Below are 19,845 nucleotides of genomic sequence, written 5' to 3'. Positions count from 1 at the left end.
CATCCGGAGGATGATGCGGATCGCGGGCCGGTCTGCGAAGGTGAGCGCGTGGGGTCGTCGGGGGTGGGCTGGCTTGTCGCGGCGCTGGCGGTGGCGTGTGCCGCCGCCGGATGGCTGGGCGTGGCGTTCCTGCGTGCGCGGCGCCGCTATCGCAGGGCCGTGGGGGAACGGGGCTGGCTGCTGGAGCGGGAGCGGCACAGCGCGGCCCGCGGCGCCGTCCGGGCCGAACGGGACCGTATCGCCAGGGAGTTGCACGACATTGTCAGCCACAACGTCAGCCTCATGGTGGTGCAGGCCGGGGCCGCGCGCGACGTACTGAGGACCATGCCCGACGAGGCCGAGGCGGCGATGGGGGCCGTCGAGGACGCCGGCCGCTCCACGATGACCGAACTACGGCATCTGCTCGGTGTGTTGGCGCCGTCGCAGAGCGGCGAGGACGACGCGAGCGGTGCGGGCCATGAGAGTGGCGGCGGCAAGGACCGCGGGAACGAGAACGACCGTGACCGTTACGCCAGTCGGGACGGCCGAGACGGCCGAGACGGCTGGGACGGCCGAGACGGCTGGGACGGTCGGCACGGTGACGTCGTGGCGGCCGGTCCGGACCTGGCACCCCAGCCCGGTCTGAGCGTGCTGAGCCGGCTGGTCGACCGGATCGCCTTCGCCGGACTGCCCGTCGAGGTACGGATCTCCGGCGAACCCCGCTCCCTGCCGGCCGGGATCGACGTGACCGCGTACCGGATCGTCCAGGAGGCTCTGACGAACGCCCTGAAACACGGCGACGGCGGACGAGCCGAGGTGACCGTACGCTACGCCGACCGCTCACTGCGGGTGGAGGTACTGAACACGGGGCCCAGTGTGCTGACCGGAGCGCAGCCGCGTGCCGGTGGCGTCTCCGTGCCCCAGCGGCCCGAGCGGGCCCGGCGCGGAGACGGCACGGGCCGAGGGCTGTTGGGTCTCCGCGAGCGGGTCGCCGTCTACGGAGGCGAAATGGATGCCCGGCGGCGTCTCGGCGGCGGTTACCGCGTCCGGGCTCGCATACCCCTGGACCGTCCATGAGTACGGCCGAGCGGGCGCCGCGCGTCCTCATCGCCGACGACCAGACGCTGATCCGTACGGGGTTCCGGCTGATCCTGTCGACCCGTGGCATCGAAGTCGTCGGCGAGGCGGCGGACGGAGCCGAGGCGGTGGCGGCCGCGCGCGAACTGCGCCCCGAGGTGGTCCTCATGGACATCCGTATGCCGAACATGGACGGCCTGGAGGCGGCCCGGCTCATCCTGAAGCAGAGCCCGGACTGCCGGGTGCTGATGCTGACCACCTTCGACCTCGACCGTTACGTGTACGAGGCCCTGGCCCTGGGCGCGAGCGGTTTCCTCCTGAAGGACGTCACCCCCGCACACCTGGCGGCCGCCGTACGCCTGGTCGACACAGGCGACGCCCTCCTCGCCCCCTCGATCACGCGGCGACTCGTCGAGCGTTTTGCCACTCCGGTGCCGCGCCGGCAACACAGCACTCCCGGCCGGGGCACCCAGCCCGTGCCCCCTCACCGTGACCTCGCCGTGCTGACCCCCAGGGAGCTGGAGGTCCTGACGCTCCTGGGCCGAGGCCTGTCCAACGCCGAGCTGGCCCACGAGCTGACCCTCAGCGAGGCCACGGTGAAGTCGCACGTCGCCCGCATCTTCGCCAAGCTCACCCTCCGCGACCGCGCCCAGGCCGTCGTGGTCGCCTACGAGACCGGGCTCGTCTCCCCTCGGGGATGCGCCGACTAGAACCTGTCCTGTCCGCCAGGGACCACATGGATCTTGGGTCCCGGCCCGGCGCCGGCGGGCCGGGTGCCCGCCAGTACCGCGCCCACGTCGTCGAGGCCCACCGTCGCCGCCACCAGGGGGCGTGGATCGACCTCGCCGCTCGCGTACGCGTCGATCGTGGCGCCGAGTCCGGGTGAGGCACTGAGAATTCCGACGGCCGTCATGTCCTTGAGGGCCAGTGATCGTGTGTCGAGGGGACTCGATGTGCCCGCGAGACCGATGTACACCACCCGTCGCCCGGGCTCGACCCACTCGACCGCCTTCGCGGGCAGTTCGGGCGCGTTGGAGGCGTCGATCACGGCATCCCAGGGCAGGCCGGGAAGCTCCTTCTCCTGCCACAGGGCGTCGAATCCGAGGGTGCGGGCGAAGTCCAGCGACTGAGGGGTGAGCCCCATCAGGTGCACCTCCGCGCCGGCCCGGCGGGCGAACATCGCCACCAGCAGGCCGATGGTGCCCGGCCCGAGCACCAGCACCCGGTCGCCGGCGTCGATCGCGGCCGCCCGCGCCGCCCGGAACGCGTTGCCACCCGGCTCCACCAAGGCCCCCAGGGTGTCGTCGACGGCATCCGGCAGCCGATACAACGACCTGGCCGGTACGGCGAGTTGCTCGGCCAAGGCCCCGGCCCGGCCACCGCGGATCCCGACCTCCTCCCGTGCGTCGCACACATGCTGCCGACCGTCGCGGCAGCGACGGCACAGCCCGCAGCCGAGCATCGTGTCGCCCATCACCCGACAGCCGATCCAGGACGCGTCGACACCTTCCCCCACGGCCGAGACCCTGCCAGTCCACTCGTGGCCCAGGCGCAGCGGATACCGCGCATGACCTTCGTGGAGGTACTGCATCTCACCGCTGAAGAACTCGACGTCGGTACCGCACACGCCGACCCGGGCCACGTCGACGACGGCCTCGCCGGGTGCGGCCGTCGGCGGTTCGACGTCCACGACGCCGCACTCGCCGGGCCCGAACACGACGAAGGCCCTCATCGGCGGTGACCCGGGCGGCAGCGTGAGCCGACCGCGCCGCCCATGGAGCGCACGCGCTTCGTCCGGTCAGTGCGATTCACGGCTCACCACCGACCCCGAGGAACCGGTCAGAAAGTCGAGATCGGCACCGGTGTCGGCCTGCGTCACATGCTCCACATACAGGCGCTCCCAGCCGCGCTCGGGGTTCGCGAAACCGTCCACGGTCGCCTTGTTGGGCGTGCGCAGCGCCAGTTCGGAGTCGTCGACATCAACGGTGAGCGTGCGTGCGGGAACGTCGAGAGCGATCCAGTCGCCGTCGCGTACCAGAGCGAGCGGGCCTCCGGCGGCGGCCTCCGGGGCGACATGGAGGACGACCGTTCCGTACGCCGTGCCGCTCATGCGGCCGTCGCACACGCGCACCATGTCGCGTACGCCCTGCTCCAGCAGCTTGCGCGGCAGGGGCATGTTCGACACCTCGGGCATGCCGGGGTAGCCCTTGGGACCGCAGCCGCGCAGCACGAGCACGGAGTCCGCGTCGACGGGCAGGTCCGGGTCGTCGACGCGGGCGTGGAAGTCCTCGATGCTGTCGAACACGACCGCCCGGCCGCGGTGCCGGAGAAGACCGGGCGAGGCGGCGGCGGGCTTGATGATGGCGCCGTCCGGGGCCAGATTGCCACGCAGCACGGCGATGCCCGCGTCCGGCTGCAGAGGCGACTCGCGCGGGCGGATCACCTCGCGGTCCCAGCTCTCCGCCTCGTCGAGGAAGTCGACGAGCGGACGGCCGGTGACGGTGACGGCCGTGGGGTCGAGCAGGTCGCGGACCTCACGGAGGACAGCGAGCAGCCCGCCCGCGCGATGGAAGTCGTCCATGAGGTACGTGCCTGCTGGCAAGAGGTCGACCAGGAGCGGGACATGCGAGCCGATCCGGTCGAAGTCGTCCAGGGCGAGCGGTACGCCGAGACGGCCGGCGATGGCCAGCAGATGCACGACCGCGTTGGTGGACCCGCCGGTGGCCGCGAGCGCGACGATCGCGTTGTGGAAGGAGGCGGCGGTCATGACGTCGGCGGGCGTTCGCCGCTCCGCCACGAGCTCGACGGCCAACCGCCCCGTCTCGTGGGCGGCTTCGAGCAGTCGGCTGTCGGGAGCGGGCGTTCCGGCCAGGCCGGGCCGGGTCATGCCGAGCGCCTCCGCTACCACGGCCATCGTCGACGCGGTTCCCATCGTGTTGCAGTGTCCCCGGCTACGGATCATGGACGACTCGGAGCGGGTGAAGTCCTGCTGGGACAGAGTCCCCGCGCGGACCTCCTCGCTCAGCCGCCACACATCCGTCCCGCATCCGAGCGGCCGGCCGCGGAAGGTGCCGGTGAGCATCGGGCCGCCGGGCACGACGACGGCGGGCAGGCCCACCGAAGCGGCGGCCATGAGCAGGGCGGGGATCGTCTTGTCGCACCCGCCGAGGAGGACGACACCGTCGATCGGGTTGGCGCGCAGCAGTTCCTCGGCCGCCATCGCGGCCATGTTCCGCCAGAGCATGGCGGTGGGCCGCATCTGGGTCTCGCCGAGCGAGACCACCGGCAACTCCAGGGGGATGCCGCCGGATTCGTGCACGCCGTCCCGCACGGACTTCGCGACCTCGCCGAGATGGGTGTTGCAGGGGGTCAGGTCCGACGCGGTGTTCGCGATGGCGATGTGCGGTCTGCCGGAGAAGGCGTCCTGGGGAAGGCCGCGCCGCATCCACGCACGATGGATGTAGGCGTTGCGATCCGTCCCGGCGTACCACTGTGCGCTTCGCAGTTCAGACGGCATCCATCGTCCTTCCGTCGCGCACACGCACGGGCTCGGGTGGATCGATCACGCTAGCAATCGGCAAGGGCCGCTGAACAGCGGCGCGCGCCGAGCACCCTGCCGACGGCCTCGGGCCGGCACCGCTTCTCTCCTACGCCCCGCTTCTCTCCTACTCCCCACTCCTGTCCCGCGCTCCACTGCTGTCCCGCGCTCCACCCTTCTCCTGTGTCCCACGCCTCGCATGCCGTTCCAGCACCAGGCGTGCCGTCGCGGCCATGGCCTCGTCCACCATCTGTCCCTCGAAGGACACCGCGCCCTGTCCCTGTGTCTGGGCCTGCTCGACGGCGGCGATCAGACGGGCGTAGCGGGCGAGTTCGTCGGGGCCGGGGGAGAAGACGTCGTTGATCACGGGGACGTGGGAAGGGTGGATGGCCATCATCCCCTCGTATCCGAGGGATCGGTTCTGTTCGGCGAAGGCGCGCAGGCCGGCGAGGTCCGCGAGGCTGGTCCACAGCCCGGTGACGGGGTGGGGCGATTCGGCCGCGCGGACGTCCAGCAGGACGCGCGAGCGCAGTGCGAGGGTTTCCGTTCCTTCCGGGGTCCACCGATAGCCGACCGCACGTTCGACGTCGCCGCCGGGCGCCGTGAGGGCACCCATATACGCGACCCGTGCGGCGGCCGACGCGATCTCATGGGCCTCGCGCAGCCCACGAGCCGTCTCCAGCAGGGGCACGAGCGCCAACTGCCCCCGGGGCAGGCCCTGTTCGTCCTCGCACCAGGTGAGCAACCGGTCGGCAAGGCGTACGTCCTGGACGCAGCTCACCTTGGGCAGGACGATGCCGGCCAGTCCGGGGCGGGCGACCGCGCGCAGTTCCTCGGCGCCCGCCCAGCTGTCGAGCGGGTTGATCCGGACGAACAGTGCCATGCCGCCCGAAGGGTCCGTGCCGGCGCCTGCGACGGCCTCCACCACCCGCGCGCGGGCTGAGGCCTTGTCCTGCCGGGGCACCGCGTCCTCCAGGTCGAGGATGGCGGCATCGGCGCCTGCCGCCCGCGCCTTCGGCAGCCATTCCGTCCTGTTCGCCGGCACGAAGAGCAGGGAGCGCAAGGGGCGCAAGGGGCGCAGGGGATGGGGAGGGCTCGGAGGGTGCGGGGAGGGGAGTGTCGCCCGGCCCGTCGCACCCTCGCCCGGTTCACACGACACCTCGCTCCTCGAGGTCGGTGAGTTCCTTCTCGTCGAGGCCGAGCCAGTCGCGGTAGACGAGGCTGTTGTCCTGTCCGAGCGCGGGTCCGGTGCGCCAGACGCGCCCCGGGTTCCGGTGGAAGTGCGGGATGACCCCCTGCATGCGTACGGGGCCGAGATCGGGGTCGTCGACGGTGACGATGTCGCCGCGTTCGGCGTAGACGGGGTCTTCGGCGATGTCCGCCGCGCTGAACACCCGTGAGGCCACCACTTCGTTGCGGGCGAACTCCGCCAGGCACTCGGTGGTCGAGTGGCCCGCCACCCAGGCGCGCAGCCCCTCGTCCAGCTCACCGCGCCGGGCGTGCTGCTGCTGGGTCGTGGCGAACTCCTCGTCGGGAAGCCCGAGCAGGCGGGCCACGTTGCGTACCGAGCGCGGCGTCGCGGAGGTCACGGTGATCCATTCGCCGTCACGGGAACGGTAGGTGTTGATCACCGCCGCGGGGGCGACCGCCAGCTGGTTGCCGGCGCGTTCGGGCACCGTGCCCAGCTGGTCGTGAACGATGACCTGCCACTCCACGAGCCGGAACAGGGGCTCGAAGAGCGCGAGGTCGATCCATTCGCCCTCGAAGTCGGGCTCTCGCTCGCGCCGGTGGAGGGCGGCGAGCACGGCGTAGGCCCCCATCAGGCCGGTCACGGCGTCGCCGTGGGAGAAGCCGGTGTGGACGGGCGGGCCGTCCGGGAACCCGGTCAGGTGGACGACCCCGCTGCGGGCCTCGCCCATCTTGCCGAAGCCGGGGGCGTCGGCCTGCGAGGAGGTCGCGCCGAAGCCGGAGATCTGCAGGAGGACGGCCTTCGGGTTGATCCGGTGCACCGCTTCCCAGTCGAGTTCCCAGCTGCGCAGGCGTCCGGCGCGCAGGGTGACGATCACGACGTCCGCCCAGGCGACGAGCCGGTGGGCGACGGCCCGGCCGGCCTCGTGATGCAGATCCAGGGTGACGGACCGTTTGTTGCGTCCGGCGACCTTGAACCACAAGGGGACGCCGTCCCGTTGCGGTCCCATCGCGCGCGCCGCGTCCCCGCTGCCGGGCGGCTCGACGTGGACGACGTCGGCGCCCTGGTCGGCGAGCATCGAACCGGCCAGCGGTCCGGCCACCACATGCGCGAACTCGACGACCTTCAGCCCCCGCAACTGCCCCTGTCCGCCGGTGTCCCGCTCCTCATCCGACACCGCTGCACTCCCTCGCCATCCACGCTCTCCCTCGTTCGGTGACGTACCGGGCCCGGGATCTCAGCGTGCCGAAGCGGAGAAATGCCTGTCCAGCAAAGGAAGCCGATCAATCCATGCGGCTTGCGCATGAATCAGAGTGAGGGCGCGCCGTCAGAACACCCACCCGCGGCGGCTACTCGGACCACGCGACCCCGTCGGGCAGGTCGTGTCCCCGCACCCGCAACTCGTCGAGCGTCTCCAGGAGACGGTGGGCGGCGAGCGGCAGGGTTCGCCGGGCGCGCAGGACGATGTCCAGACGCCGGTCGACCACGGGCCCGACGAGATCGCGGCAGACGACCTGACCCGCACCCGTGAGGGGCAGCACCAGAGCGGGCAGGGCGGACACTCCCAGTCCCGCCGCCACCAGTCCGCCCACGGTGGCGATACTGCCGGCCTCGGCCGCCGGTTCCTCGTGTGCGTCGACCTGGGCGAAGGCGGCATCGGTGAGTCTGCGGACGCTCGAATTTCGCCCGACGGCGAGGAAGGGCTCGCGGGCCAGGTCCTCCCAGGACACCTCGGTGCGCTCGGTGAGCGGATGGCCAGTCGGCAGCACCGCGACGAACCGGTCCCGCACCAGCGGGCGTTGCTCGAGCTGGACCGACGACTTGCCGACCGTGGTGATCGCGAAGTCGGCGTCGCCGGACAGGACCTGGTCCAGCACCGACCGTTCCAGGCCGTCGAGGATGCGCACGGTCACCTGCGGCCGCAGCGTACGGAACCGGGAGATCACCTGCGGTAGCAGCACGGCGGCGACGGACGGCAGCGTGGCCACCGCGACCGTGCCCGACTCGCCGAGCAGGAACCGCCGGAGTTCCTTCATGCCCGCTCGATGGGCGTTCACGATCTGCTCGGCTATCCGCAGCGCCTCGGCGCCCGCCGCGGTCAACTGAACATTGCGCGTGTCGCGTTCGAGCAACTGCGCGCCGAGCAGCCGCTCCAGATCCGCGACGGCACGGCTGAGCGACGACTGCGACACGTGCATCTGAGCGGCGGCGGCGGTGAAGCTCGCCGCTCGGGCGACGGCCGCGTAGGCCGCCAGTTGGCGCAAGGTGGCATCCATGGCCGGAGGATAGGCACACGCTCCGGCATTGATGCTGAGATCGCATGAGTTGATCCCGGTTCGATGCTGGACACCGATCTGTCACGGCTCGGAAACTCTCCCGCGACACCGGTGCTCCAGGCCGGACTTCTGTTCCCCGCCGCCAGGAGCCGTTCCCCGAGAAAGCGAGCCGACGCCATGCTGGCAGCCCTGGGCTATTCCACGATCGGCCTCTTCTTGTTGCTGACCATGACGAAGCGTGTCTCGGTTCTGGTCGCCCTGGTCCTGCTCCCGGTGCTGGCGGCGCTGGTCGGCGGCTTCGGCGACGAGCTGGGCGAGCTCGTCCTCGAGGGGCTGACCACGGTGGCCCCCACGGGCATCATGATCGCCTTCGCCGTCCTGTACTTCAGCCTCATGGTGGACGCGGGTCTCTTCGATCCGTTGATCCGCGGCATCCTGCGCGTGGTCCGCAACGACCCGTTGCGCATCACGGTCGGCACGGCCGTCCTCACGATGTGCGTGGCACTGGACGGTGACGGTGCCTCGACGTTCCTCATCACCGTCTCCGCCCTGCTGCCGGTCTACAAGCGACTCGGCATGAGCCCGCTGGTGCTGACCGGGGTCGTCTGCCTGGGTGCGGGAGTCATGAACATGGTTCCCTGGGGCGGCCCGACCGTGCGGGCCATGGCGGCGCTGAAACTGGAGAGTTCCGAGGTCTTCACGCCGGTCCTGCCGGCGATGGCTTTCGGCATCGTCTGGGTGCTGGTGGCCTCGTACCTGATCGGCCGTCGGGAGCGCCGCCGCCTGGGCACGCTCGACCCGCAGGGCCACGGTCTTACGGAAGGCCGTACGGAAGAGCGCGGCGGCGACGACGTCGTCGACGACGCTGATGATGAGAAGGCACCGCAGGCGCGGCCGGCCGCCGCGGGGGAGGGGCCGGGAACCCTCCGGATACCGGCCACCGCCGCTCCCGCCGCCCCTGCCTGGTTGACCGTGTTCAACCTGGTGCTCACCATCGCCCTCGTCGTCGGTCTGATCCTCGAAGTGATGCCGCTGCCCGTGCTGTTCGTGCTCGGGTTCGCCGTCGCCATGCTGGTCAACCACCCCACCTGGGAACAGCAGCAGGCGCTGCTGGACAAGCACGCCAAGAGCGTGGTCCTGGTCACCACGATGATCTTCGCCGCCGGTGTCCTCACGGGCGTCCTCACCGGCACCAAGATGATCGACTCCATGGCCGAGGCGCTCGTCTCCGTCATCCCCGACTCGCTCGGCGGACATCTGCCCGTTCTGGTGGCCCTCACGTCCATGCCGCTCAGCCTGGTCTTCACCCCGGACGCCTACTACTTCGGCGTACTCCCCGTCCTCGGCCACACCGCCGACGGCTTCGGAGTCCCCCCGGCCGAGGTCGCCAGGGCCGCCATCCTCGGCCAGATGACCACCGGATTCCCGCTCAGCCCGCTCACCGCCTCCACGTTCATCCTGGTCGGCATGAGCGGTGTACAGCTCGGCGAACACCAGCGCTTCATCTTCCGCTGGGCCTTCGCCACCACCCTCGTCATGACCGTCGGAGCACTCGTCACCGGCGCCTTCTCCCTCTGACACAGCACCCAGGAGCGACCATGCGTGCACCACGAGAGAGCCGGCAGCCGGCACTGCTGTCCCGGCGGGCCATGTGTTCCCTGGCTCTGGCGGCGCCCCTGACCGCCGCACTGCCGTTCCCCGCGTTCGCCGCGCCCTCTGCCGACGCCGCCGTCGGGCCAGAACTCCCGCCCGGCCCGTTCTTCTCCTACAGCCGTCCGGCGCGGTACGAGGTCGTACGCGAGGACGTGAAGGTGCCCCTCCGCGACGGCGGCCACCTGGCAGGCCAGTTGTACCGACCGGGAACGTCCGCGACCCGGCCCGCCACCGGCACCTTCCCCGGCATCGTGTACGAGTACACCGCGTACGCCGACGCTGCCGAGTCCTTCGGTGCCGGTGCCGCCTACTTCGTGCGCCGTGGCTACAACGCCCTCGTGTGCCAGGTCCGAGGGTCCGGTGACTCGCCGGGCACCGTCGACCCGTTCGGCCCGCAAGAGCAGCGCGACAACTACGACGTCATCGAGTGGCTCGCCCGCCACCCCGCCTCCACCGGCCGCATCGGGCAGATGGGCGTGAGCTACGGCGGTCACACCACCCTCCTGGCCGCGGTGAACCGGCCGCCCCACCTGAAGGCCGTCATCCCGGTCAACGCGCTGCACGACTGGTACGAGAACACCATCTATCGGGGCGGCATCTACTCACCGCGCATCCGTGAATGGCAGCAGACGGTGGCACCGGACACACTCCGCACCTACGCCGAGCACCCGCTCTACGACGACTTCTGGCGGGCCCGCAGCGTCATGTCCCGCTGGGAGGACCTCACCGTCCCCACGCTGGAGATCAACGGCTGGTACGACCGCTACCGCGACGGCATGGTCAAGAACTACCGAGCCCGCCCCCACAACGTATGGCTCGTATCGGGCCCCTGGGAACACGGCTCACCCGAAGGCCAGTACGCGGGTATCGGCAGCGGCGCCTACCTCGCCTGGTGGGACCACTGGCTGGCCCGCAACCGTGACGCGCCGCTGCCGGCCACCCACGTCACCTCCTACGAAGTGCCCGGCCCCGGAGCGGGCAGGGGCTGGCACCGGTTCGAGCAATGGCCCCCGCGCGACGCACGGGCACTCACCCTCCGGCTCGGGGCGAACGGAACCCTGCGCCCCGGAGCAACAGCCCCCGGCGTGGCGGCGTTCGATGTCAACACCGGCACGACGCCCCCGGCGGAGCACCAGCAACTGCGCTTCACCACACCGCCGTTGCGCCACGATCTGGTGCTCGCCGGAGACGGCCTGGCCGACATCCGGGCCTCGTTCACCGCCGCCGACGGCAACATCGCGGCAGTGCTGTACGACCAGGCTCCCGACGGCACCAGCACACGGATCACGGAAGGCTGGCTCAAGGCGAGCCACCGCGCCACCCACACTCGGCTCTCTCCGGTGGAACCAGGCACCGCCTACGCACTCGGCGTGCACATCTGGCCGGTCCACTACCGACTCTCCGCGGGCCACCGGCTGGTGCTGCGCATCTCCAGCGACGACTACCCGCAGATCGACTCCGACGTGCCCGCGGGCCGGGTCGGCGTGAGAACCGGCGCGGGCGGTTCCACCTTGCGCCTCACGGTCAGGACGCTCTGAGTAGCGAGTGCGGCCTCAGCGGCGAGTGCGGTCCGCGCCACGAGTACGGTTCGAGCGCCGAGTTACGGGCGGGGCTCCTTCGGCAGGCCGAGGACGCGCTCGGCGATGATGGTGCGCTGGATCTCGTTCGATCCGGCGTAGATGGTGTCGGCACGGGAGAAGAGGAACAGCCGCTGCCAGCCGGTCAGGTCGTACGGCTCGCCGGCGGCCGCCATGCCGGCGGCGCCGCAGACGTCCATGGCGAGTTCGCCGAGTTGACGGTGCCAGGTCGCCCAGAAGATCTTTCCGATCGATGCCTCGGGCCCCGGTGCTCCGGCGGCCACCCCGTCGAGCATGCGCAGCGCGTTGCAACGGATGATCTCCAGGCCGGTCCAGGCCCGGGCGATGCGGTCTCGGATCAAGGGGTCCGCGGCGGCGCCGTTGTCCTTGGCCAGTTCGATGACGGCCTCCAACTCCCGCCGGAAGCCGACCTGTTGGCCGAGCGTGGACACCCCTCGCTCGAAGCCCAGGGTGGCCATCGCCACCTTCCAGCCCTCGCCCGGCGCGCCGACCACATGGGAGGTGTGGGTGCGGGCGCCGTCGAAGAACACCTCGTTGAACTCGGAGGTGCCCGTCAGCTGGGTGATCGGCCGGATGTCGACACCGGGCTGGTTGAGGGGAACCAGGAGGTACGACAGACCGGCATGGCGTGCGGAACCGGGCGGCCGCGGCCCGGTGCGGGCGAGGACGAAGCACCAGTCGGACTCCTGGGCGAGCGAGGTCCAGATCTTCTGGCCGGTGACCACCCACCGGTCACCGTCGAGTTCGGCCCGGGTTCGTACGTTCGCCAGGTCCGAGCCTGCCTCCGGTTCGCTGTAACCCTGGCACCACAACTCCTCGACGGTGACGATCGGCGGGAGGAAGCGCTCGCGCTGCTCCGGCGTACCGAAGGCCATCAGAGTGGGGCCGAGGAGCTGCTCGCCGAGGTGACCCACCCGGGCGGGGGCGTCGGCGAGGGCGTACTCCTCGTGGAAGGCGACCTGCTGCTCCAGAGTCGCGCCTCGGCCGCCGTACTCCTTCGGCCAGCCGACGCACGTCCACCCGGCGGCCGCCATGTGCCGCTCCCAGGCGAGGCGTTCGGCGAACGCCTCGTGTTCCCGCCCGGGTCCTCCGCGCCCGCGCAGACCCGCGAACTCACCGGTCAGATGGGAGCGCAACCAGGCCCGGAACTCGGCACGGAACTCCTCGACGCTGCTCATGGGCGGCTCTCCGTACGGCTGTTGGCGTCCTCGACGGCCGATGTCCCGCACGATAACCTACCAAACAATTGTTAGGGAAGGAGAGGAGGGGTGGGTGAGGCTGACGGAGGAACAGGAAGAGCTGCGGTCCGCCGTGCGATCGGTCCTCGACCGGCACGAGGGCGCGACGGCCTGGCGTCACCTGACTCGGCAGATCGGCATCGCGGGCCTCGCCGTCCCCGAGGAGTACGGCGGCGCGGGGTGCGGAGCCCGCGAAGTCCACGTCGTGATGGAGGAGTTGGGGCGCCGACTGAGCCCCGTCCCGTACCTCGGATCCGCGGTACTGACGATCCAGGCCCTCCTCTCCTCCGGCGACGAACCGGCCTGCGCGCGGCTGCTCCCGCCACTCGCCGAGGGCGGGGCGGTCGGGACTCTGGCGTGGGCCGAGAGCGGTTCCTGGGACCCGGCGGCCATCCGCGCCGAAGCGACCCCGCGGCCGCGTGCGGTGTGGCGGATCACGGGCACGAAGGAACACGTGCTGCACGGGGAGAAGTCCGGGGGCCAGGCTGAGGCCGAGTCCGGTGTGCTGCTCGTGGCCGCACGGACGGCGCGGGGGGTGTCGTTGTTCCAAGTCGCCACCGATGACCCGGGGTTACGCCATCGGCCGACGGTCACCATGGATCAGACCCGCCCTCAGACGCGCCTTGTCTTTCAGGAAGCCGAGGGCCGGATCGTGGGCCGGGAGGGCGACGGCGGGCGCATCCTCGGCCATGTGCTGGACATCGCCTGCACGGCACTCGCCGCCGAGCAGGTCGGCGCCGCCGAGCGGTGCCTGGAGGTCACGGTCGCCTACGCCAAAGAGCGCGTCCAGTTCGGTCGCCCCATCGGCTCCTTCCAGGCGGTGAAGCACCGGCTCGCGGACGCCTACGTACGGGTGGAGTCGGCACGCTCGGCCGCACTGGGCGCCGCGTTCGCCGTCGACGAGGGTTCAGCGGAGCTGCGCCGCCGCGCCGCTGCCGCCAAGTCCGCCTGCTCGGAGGCCTTTTCGTCGGTCGCGGGCGAGATGATCCAACTGCACGGCGGTATCGGCATCACCTGGGAGCACGATGCCCACCGCTACTTCAAACGCGCCCATGGCTCGGCCCATCTCTTCGGCTCGCCGAGCTGGCACCGGGGCCGACTCGCGGCCGACCTGGGGCTCACCGCGGCTCGATAACATCCGCGAGATGCCGAACGCCAACTGCGCGGCCACGCAGCGGAATTGACCCGGTTCGTGGCCGCATCCCCGTGCAGCGGAAGGGAAACCATGCTCCGGACGCACCACCCCCTGCTCGCCATCATCGCCGCCGGCGCGGCGCTGGCCACCGTCTTCATCGCCCCCTCGCCCGCGCTCTCCGCGGAGGTCCCCGGCGCCGGCGCGTACTACGTACAGAGCGTGACCACAGGGCTGAACGCCGTCGACAGTGGGGGAGCGGTCGTCCAGCGCAACCCCAAGGGCAACGAGGACCATCAGCAGTGGACGCTGCGCCCGAGCGGCACGTCGTACGTGCTGGAGAGCACCGACACGGCGGGCAGCTGCCTGGGCCGCATCGGAAACCAGGCCAGAACCGTGGCCTGCGCCGGCGCCGATGCCGCGTGGGAGGTGCGGCCGGCCGGCGCCGACCAGTACACGCTCAAAGTCCCCGGAGCCGACCGGTACTTGACCGTGGCTGCGAAGCCTTCCGGCGCCAACTACCCCGCTCAGCTCGTCGTGGGCCCCGCCGGAGGCCTGGCCGCCTGGTATCTCACCCCGGTGGCCTCCCCGGCCGGCCCGATACCGTCCCCGGACCAACGCACCCTGGACCAGGTCACGTTCCTCACGGCCCACAACGCCTACGCGAACGGCGTCGACGGCGGCTTCGCCCCGCCCTTCGTGAACCTGGTGCCGAACCAGAGCCGAGGCATCAATCAGCAACTCACCGACGGCGTACGCGGTTTCATGATGGACATCCACAAGACCTCGGACGGCGCGATTCTGTGCCACAACAGCTGCACGCTCGTCAGCAGACCGGTCGCGCTGTGGGTGGATGTGCAGCGCATGGTGGACTTCCTGAAACAGAACCCGGGTGAGTTCATCACCGTATTCCTGGAGGACTACGTCGATCCGGGCGTCCTGCGCAGTGAACTGGCCCGGGTCAACGGCCTGTCCGACGTGCTCTACCGCCCCGACCGGACGGGCGTTCGCGCCAACGGCTGGCCCCGCATGGCGGACCTGATCGCCGACAACGACCGCCTGCTCCTCTTCACCGACCACAGTCGATCCGCCGACCAGGCCGCAGGCCTCACGCGCGACAGCTTCGGGGTGATGTACCAGCGAGAGTGGACGGTCGAGAACTACTGGTCCATGGGATCGGGCGTCGGCAGCTCCGACTGGTCCTGCTACAGCCGCTGGTACGACGCCGCCACGAACATCCCGCTGACCCGCACCGAGCCGTCCTTCCGCCCGCTCTTCGTCATGAACCACTTCCGCGACGCCGCGATCACGTCCACCGCCGCCACCGACAACACCAAACTCACCGACCGGGCCCAGCGCTTCTGCCAGCCGGCCGCCCGCAAGAAGCCCAACTTCCTTGCGGTGGACCGCTATGACCTCGGTTCCGCGTCATCGGCGGTGACCACCTTGAACACGTACACCTACTGAGGAAGCTCAGCTCAGTCTGAGGAAGCTCAGCTCAGTTGGGCGCGCAGGAAGTCGACGGTGCTGCGCCAGGCCAGGGCCGAGGACTCGGGGTCGTGGACCTCGGGACGGCCGTCGTTGAAGAAGGCGTGGTCGGCGGGGTAGAGGCGGAAGTCCGGGGTGATACCGGACTGCTGCTCGATCGTGGCGCGGAGGGTGGCGATGCTGTCGGCCGGAATGGCGGCGTCGCGCTCGCCGAAGTGGCCGAGGACCTGGGCCTTGAGCTTGGAGAAGTCGGGTGCCTCGCCCTGGATGACACCGTAGAAGGGGACCGCCGCGCGGACGCGCGAGTCGACGGCCGCCTGGTAGAGGACGAAGCCGCCACCCATGCAGAAGCCGACCGAGCCGATGGTCTGCGAGGTCACCTCGGGAAGCGCCAGCAGGTGGTCGACGGCGCCGGAGAGCAGCTCGACACCCCGAGGGACCGGCAGGTCCTTCATCAGGCGGAACGCCTCGGTGCTGTCGTGCGCGACATTCCCGCCGTACAGATCGGGAGCGAGCGCCACGAAGCCTTCCCCCGCCAGACGGTCGGCGACATCCGCGATGTGGTCGGTCAGACCCCACCACTCCTGGATGACGAGCACGCCGGGTCCCTGCCCGGAACTCGGCAGCGCCAGATAGCCGTGCGCGGTGGTCTCGCCACTGGGGAAGGTCACGTTCTGACGGGCGGGGGCCCCGGTCGACCTGGGCGTCTCGGACATGGCGCGTCACTCCTGTCACTCGATCTTGGCTCCAGCATGCCGGAGGCGGCCAAAGCGCCCGCAGGCACCCCCGCCGACGAAGCGCCGCGGTCGGCCGAGGCTGCGTACAGCTTCGGCCGACCGCCAAGTGTCCAGGCCCTTCGCCGAAGGCGTCCCTCTCAGCGAGAGCTGCTCACCGCCTCGCGGAGGCGGTCGAGTTCCGCGTACATCGTCTCGCCCGGGCACTCCGTGTCCATCCAGTCCCGGTGACCGCTGATCTCCGACACTTCCTTCGTCGTGCCGTTGACGGGGTTGGTGTACGTGACCTGGGCGGTGGGATCGACTCCGTGCAGGCGAGTGAGGGCGCGGACCAGACCGGTCAGCGACTCGCGGGCCGCGTCCGAGGGGCCCTGCGAGGTCAGGTCGCCCAGCAGGGCGATGCCGAGGTTGCCCGAGTTGAACCCGCCCACGTGGAAGGCGGTCACGAGCTTGCCGTCCGCGTCATGCGCGGGGACGCCGTCGTCGCCGGAGTAACGGCCCTCGTAGATACGGCCTTCGGCGTCGATGAGGAAGTGGTAGCCGATGTCGCCCCAGTCGTTGGTGATGGCGTGGAGCTCGTAGATGGCCCGTACCGTGGCGGCCGGGTCCGGGTCGTCGTTGGCGGTGACGGTGTGGTGCACCGTGATCGTCTGGAACGGGTAGTAGGCGGTCGGCGTGTTCTCGGTGCCGTCCTCCTTGAAGCGCAGCGACTCGTCCGCGCCCCAGGCGGCGCGTGACAGATAGGCGACACCGCGTACGCGGGTGGTGTCGGCGGGGACGGCCTTCTCGCGCTTGGCGCCCTGTTTGGTGTCGAGAGCGAGCGAGCGTACGTCGGTGGCGCCGTCGGGCGACCTCACCTCGTACCCGGAGGCCTGGCCGGTGGGCACGAGCAGCGCGCCGCCGTTGGCGACCGTGCAACCGCTCTTGCTCAGCGGCTTCCAGGCGCCCTCGCTGCCATCGGCGTCGCGCAGTCTCAGCGCGCCGCCGTCGGCGGAGTTCGACCCGTTCCAGCGAATGCCGACATACGCGATGGGAAAGGCGGCCTCGACGGGCTGTTCGCCGGTGGCCGCCTTGGAGCGGGTGGTGGGGAAGGCCTTCTTGGTGGTCCCCGGCTTGTCGGAGCCGCTCGCGCCGTCGGACCCGGACGAGTCGTCGGACGAGGTGGCCGCCATGACGGCGGGGGTGACCACCGCACCGGCGGCGACGGCGCCGGCGGCGCCGATCAGACCGCGGCGCGTGACGCGGGACTTGGCCCGGTGCGAGGGCGCGGAGGAGGGGTCGGGAGAGGAGGAAGGCGAAGAGGAAGGAGAGGTGGGGGGAGTGGCCATGGGGGGAGTCCTTTAAACGTTCGTTGCAACGTTCTTGGTGGTACGTCCCGGGCAACCCGCAAGCGAGCACACGTAGTTCTGCGTTCTGCCCGGCGGACAGCACTTGAAGTCGCAAGGAAGAGTACGCGCTCTGATCGACACCTTGGCAACCACCCCACCGGTTGCCCCGTTCAGCTGTCGAGCAGCGCCATGAACGCGATGGCCGCCGGACTGGTCGCGTCCGCGGGCGGGAGCATGGCCACCGTCTCGTACGACGTCTCGGCGGTGTCCTTCAGGGGAAGCGCGGCGAGGCCACTGGCCTCGCGCTTGTGGCCGAAGTGGCGTGGCACGACGGCGATTCCGAGGCCCTCCTGGACCAGATCCAGCAGACCGTGCACGTCGTTGACCTCGAGGGCCACCGTGCGGTGCACGCCCGCGGCCGCGAAGACCGCGTCCGTGGTGCGGCGGGGACCCCAGTCGGGGTGGAAGTCGACGAAGTCCTCGCCGCCCAGGTCCTCCGGGGTGACCGCTCCGCCGCCCGCGAGGCGGTGCGTCGGATGGCACAGCACGGTCATCGGCTCACTGGTCAGCGGCAGGCAGCGCAGCTGGTCGCTGTCGGGGCGCGTCGTCACCGCGAAGGCGAGGTCGAGGCGTCCGGCCGCGACCTCCTCGGCCAGCGCGCCGGAGCCCGCCTGCCGCAGTCGGATCTCGACGTCCGGGTGCTGTCGCCGGAACGTGGCGAGGAGCGGGGCGACGCACACTCCGGCGATGCACTGTTCGGTGCCCAGGGCGAGCGTGCCGCGCAGTACGCCCTGCACCGCGGCCACGGCGTCGTGGGCCGCCCGGACCTGTGCGAGGATCCGCTCGGCCTCGACCAGCAGGGCGCGCCCCGCCTCGGTGAGGGTGACCCGGCGCGTCGTGCGCACGAACAGCGGAGCCCGCAACTCCCGCTCCAGTGCGCGGATCGAGGCCGAAAGCCCCGATTGCGACACCATCAGCCGTTCCGCGGCCCGGGTGAAGTGCCGGTCCTCGGCGACGGCGACGAAGTGCTGAAGGTGGCGCAGTTCCATGATTGAGAAGCGTAGCCGCTGAATCCCATCCGATTCTTCTGTTGGACCGCTGCCCCTGTGCAGGCGAGAGTGGAGACCTGGTTCCCGGCACTTCAGGAGTACGCGTGTACACCGCACATCCCGACCGTTACGCGGACATGCCCTACCGGCGCACCGGACGCAGCGGCCTGAAGCTCCCCGCGCTGTCGCTCGGCCTGTGGCACAACTTCGGTCCCGACCGGCCGGTCGAGACCCAGCGGCAGATCCTGCGCCGCGGCTTCGACCTGGGTGTCAACCACTTCGACCTGGCCAACAACTACGGGCCGCCGCCCGGCGCCGCCGAGTCGGCTCTCGGAGAGGCGCTGAAGGCGGATTTCGGGTCGCACCGGGATGAGTTGGTCATCTCCACCAAGGCCGGCTACCTGATGTGGCCGGGCCCGTACGGCGAATGGGGCTCGCGCAAGTACCTGCTGTCCTCGCTCGACCAGAGCCTGACCCGTATGGGCCTCGACTACGTCGACATCTTCTACTCGCACCGTCCCGACCCGGAGACGCCGCTCGAGGAGACGATGGGCGCCCTGCACTCGGCGGTCGTGCAGGGCAAGGCGCTGTATGTCGGCGTGTCGAACTATTCGCCCGAGCAGACGCGTGAAGCCGCCCGCATCCTGAACGAGTTGGGGACGCCGCTGCTGATCCACCAGCCGCGCTACTCGATGCTCGACCGCCGCCCCGAGGACGGGCTCCTGGACACGCTCGACGAGCTGGAGATCGGGTCCATCGCCTACTCGCCGCTGGAGCAGGGACTGCTCACCGGCCGCTATCTCGACGGCATCCCGGAGGACTCGCGTGCCGCGAGCGACAGCCCCTTCCTGAACGCGGACACGGTGACCGAGGACCTGGTACGGCAACTGCGCGCCCTCGACGACATCGCCAAGTCGCGCGGTCAGACCCTGGCCCAGATGGCCCTGGCCTGGGTACTGCGCGGCGGTCGTGTCACCTCCGCCCTCGTCGGCGCGAGCAGCGCACGGCAGCTGGAGGACAGCGTGACGGCCGCCCGCAACCTGGACTTCGACGCGGACGAGCTGGCCAAGATCGACGCGATCATCAAGCCATGAGCTGCTCCTCCAGGCGCACGATCACGGTGTCGCCCTCCTCCTTCCCGATCGCCTGACGCACGTCGGCCTTCACGGGCAGTTTGTGGGTGCCGTCGCCCATGGCCATGAAGGAGCTGCGGAAGTGGTGGCCGTCGATCGTTCCACGGACCCTGACGAGCCCCCGCGTGCCGAAGAAGGCGACGGATTCGGGCCAGACCAGATAGGTCCAGCCACCTTTGCTGGGGCTTTTCCGCAGCACGGCGGAGAATTCCTGATTGAGTTCCCTGCCCACTGTGTCGGCGCTGTTCATGGCGGCCTCCGCTCTCTGTGATCGTTCCGGGGGTGCCCGCCTCTTTGGCGGGTACCTTCCGGTGATCTCCTACCTGGGCAGACTGCCGGGAGCGGAAAAACTCATCGGTGATTCCATCGTGCCCGCTGACGTCGTCGAAAGTCGATGTCGCTGCCTTCCGGCGCCCACCCGGCGGTGTCCCCC

17 protein-coding genes are annotated in these 19,845 nt (G+C 70.6%); 7 read left to right on the top strand and 10 right to left on the bottom strand.

The window, feature by feature from the left end:
* The first annotated feature begins 48 nt into the window (after nt 1-48).
* Both FGD71_RS05600 and FGD71_RS05595 read left to right on the top strand, forming a co-directional pair.
* Nucleotides 49-1,056, top strand: coding sequence for a sensor histidine kinase (locus tag FGD71_RS05600; protein WP_240436410.1), 1,008 nt, complete (start codon nt 49-51; stop codon nt 1,054-1,056).
* Nucleotides 1,053-1,766, top strand: a complete 714-nt coding sequence (locus FGD71_RS05595) for a response regulator transcription factor (protein ID WP_119099256.1) — start codon at nt 1,053-1,055, stop codon at nt 1,764-1,766. The genes FGD71_RS05600 and FGD71_RS05595 overlap by 4 nt, the downstream gene beginning before the upstream one ends.
* On the opposite strand, the gene FGD71_RS05590 is transcribed toward FGD71_RS05595, so the two are convergent.
* From FGD71_RS05590 to FGD71_RS05570, 5 genes are all read right to left on the bottom strand, one after another.
* Nucleotides 1,763-2,788: a zinc-dependent alcohol dehydrogenase gene (locus FGD71_RS05590; protein ID WP_119099255.1), complete on the bottom strand. Its 1,026-nt coding sequence runs from the start codon at nt 2,786-2,788 to the stop codon at nt 1,763-1,765. The genes FGD71_RS05595 and FGD71_RS05590 overlap by 4 nt on opposite strands.
* A 66-nt stretch (nt 2,789-2,854) precedes the next feature.
* On the bottom strand, nt 2,855-4,573 hold the full coding sequence (locus FGD71_RS05585) for an IlvD/Edd family dehydratase (RefSeq protein WP_119099254.1): 1,719 nt from the start codon (nt 4,571-4,573) through the stop codon (nt 2,855-2,857).
* Between the two features lie 148 nt (nt 4,574-4,721).
* Nucleotides 4,722-5,666 carry an HpcH/HpaI aldolase/citrate lyase family protein gene (locus FGD71_RS05580; RefSeq protein WP_240436409.1) on the bottom strand — a complete coding sequence of 315 codons (945 nt, stop codon included), beginning with the start codon at nt 5,664-5,666 and terminating at the stop codon, nt 4,722-4,724.
* Between the two features lie 76 nt (nt 5,667-5,742).
* Entirely contained in the window at nt 5,743-6,960 is a 1,218-nt protein-coding gene (locus FGD71_RS05575; protein WP_119099252.1) for a CaiB/BaiF CoA transferase family protein, read from the bottom strand.
* Nucleotides 6,961-7,132: 172 nt separating this feature from the next.
* Nucleotides 7,133-8,059, bottom strand: a complete 927-nt coding sequence (locus tag FGD71_RS05570; RefSeq protein ID WP_119099251.1) for a LysR family transcriptional regulator — start codon at nt 8,057-8,059, stop codon at nt 7,133-7,135.
* Between the two features lie 177 nt (nt 8,060-8,236).
* Here FGD71_RS05570 and FGD71_RS05565 point away from each other — a divergent pair, with 177 nt between their 5' ends.
* Nucleotides 8,237-9,637 carry a CitMHS family transporter gene (locus FGD71_RS05565; protein WP_181359128.1) on the top strand — a complete coding sequence of 467 codons (1,401 nt, stop codon included), beginning with the start codon at nt 8,237-8,239 and terminating at the stop codon, nt 9,635-9,637.
* Between the two features lie 20 nt (nt 9,638-9,657).
* Nucleotides 9,658-11,250: a CocE/NonD family hydrolase gene (locus tag FGD71_RS05560; protein WP_205571098.1), complete on the top strand. Its 1,593-nt coding sequence runs from the start codon at nt 9,658-9,660 to the stop codon at nt 11,248-11,250.
* Between the two features lie 62 nt (nt 11,251-11,312).
* Here the strand turns inward: FGD71_RS05560 and FGD71_RS05555 are convergent, their stop codons facing one another.
* The gene (locus FGD71_RS05555) at nt 11,313-12,488 is read right to left on the bottom strand and encodes an acyl-CoA dehydrogenase family protein (RefSeq protein ID WP_119099249.1); all 1,176 of its coding nucleotides are present in this window, start codon (nt 12,486-12,488) and stop codon (nt 11,313-11,315) included.
* A 94-nt stretch (nt 12,489-12,582) separates the two neighbouring features.
* Between FGD71_RS05555 and FGD71_RS05550 the strand changes: the two genes are divergently transcribed.
* Both FGD71_RS05550 and FGD71_RS05545 read left to right on the top strand, forming a co-directional pair.
* Nucleotides 12,583-13,683, top strand: coding sequence for an acyl-CoA dehydrogenase family protein (locus FGD71_RS05550; RefSeq protein ID WP_119099248.1), 1,101 nt, complete (start codon nt 12,583-12,585; stop codon nt 13,681-13,683).
* A 90-nt stretch (nt 13,684-13,773) separates the two neighbouring features.
* Nucleotides 13,774-15,147, top strand: coding sequence for a phosphoinositide-specific phospholipase C-related protein (locus FGD71_RS05545; protein ID WP_119099247.1), 1,374 nt, complete (start codon nt 13,774-13,776; stop codon nt 15,145-15,147).
* 26 nt (nt 15,148-15,173) lie between these two features.
* Here the strand turns inward: FGD71_RS05545 and FGD71_RS05540 are convergent, their stop codons facing one another.
* The 3 genes from FGD71_RS05540 to FGD71_RS05530 form a co-directional block, all read right to left on the bottom strand.
* Complete coding sequence (locus tag FGD71_RS05540; RefSeq protein ID WP_119099246.1) at nt 15,174-15,884, bottom strand: dienelactone hydrolase family protein; 711 nt, start codon at nt 15,882-15,884, stop codon at nt 15,174-15,176.
* Between the two features lie 158 nt (nt 15,885-16,042).
* Nucleotides 16,043-17,230 carry a peptidoglycan recognition protein family protein gene (locus FGD71_RS05535; RefSeq protein WP_119099245.1) on the bottom strand — a complete coding sequence of 396 codons (1,188 nt, stop codon included), beginning with the start codon at nt 17,228-17,230 and terminating at the stop codon, nt 16,043-16,045.
* A gap of 170 nt (nt 17,231-17,400) precedes the next feature.
* Nucleotides 17,401-18,279: a LysR family transcriptional regulator gene (locus FGD71_RS05530; protein WP_119099244.1), complete on the bottom strand. Its 879-nt coding sequence runs from the start codon at nt 18,277-18,279 to the stop codon at nt 17,401-17,403.
* Between the two features lie 104 nt (nt 18,280-18,383).
* On the opposite strand from FGD71_RS05530, the gene mgrA reads away from it, so the two are divergent.
* Entirely contained in the window at nt 18,384-19,373 is a 990-nt protein-coding gene (gene mgrA / locus FGD71_RS05525) for an L-glyceraldehyde 3-phosphate reductase (RefSeq protein ID WP_119099243.1), read from the top strand.
* Here mgrA and FGD71_RS05520 read toward each other — a convergent pair.
* Nucleotides 19,363-19,662, bottom strand: a complete 300-nt coding sequence (locus tag FGD71_RS05520; protein WP_119099242.1) for a DUF1905 domain-containing protein — start codon at nt 19,660-19,662, stop codon at nt 19,363-19,365. The genes mgrA and FGD71_RS05520 overlap by 11 nt on opposite strands.
* Nucleotides 19,663-19,845: the final 183 nt, after the last annotated feature.

The sequence above is a fragment of the Streptomyces sporangiiformans genome, assembly GCF_005768555.2.
In the GTDB taxonomy this organism is placed as follows: Bacteria; Actinomycetota; Actinomycetes; order Streptomycetales; family Streptomycetaceae; genus Streptomyces; species Streptomyces sporangiiformans.
This window is presented reverse-complemented; position numbering and strand designations above follow the sequence as displayed.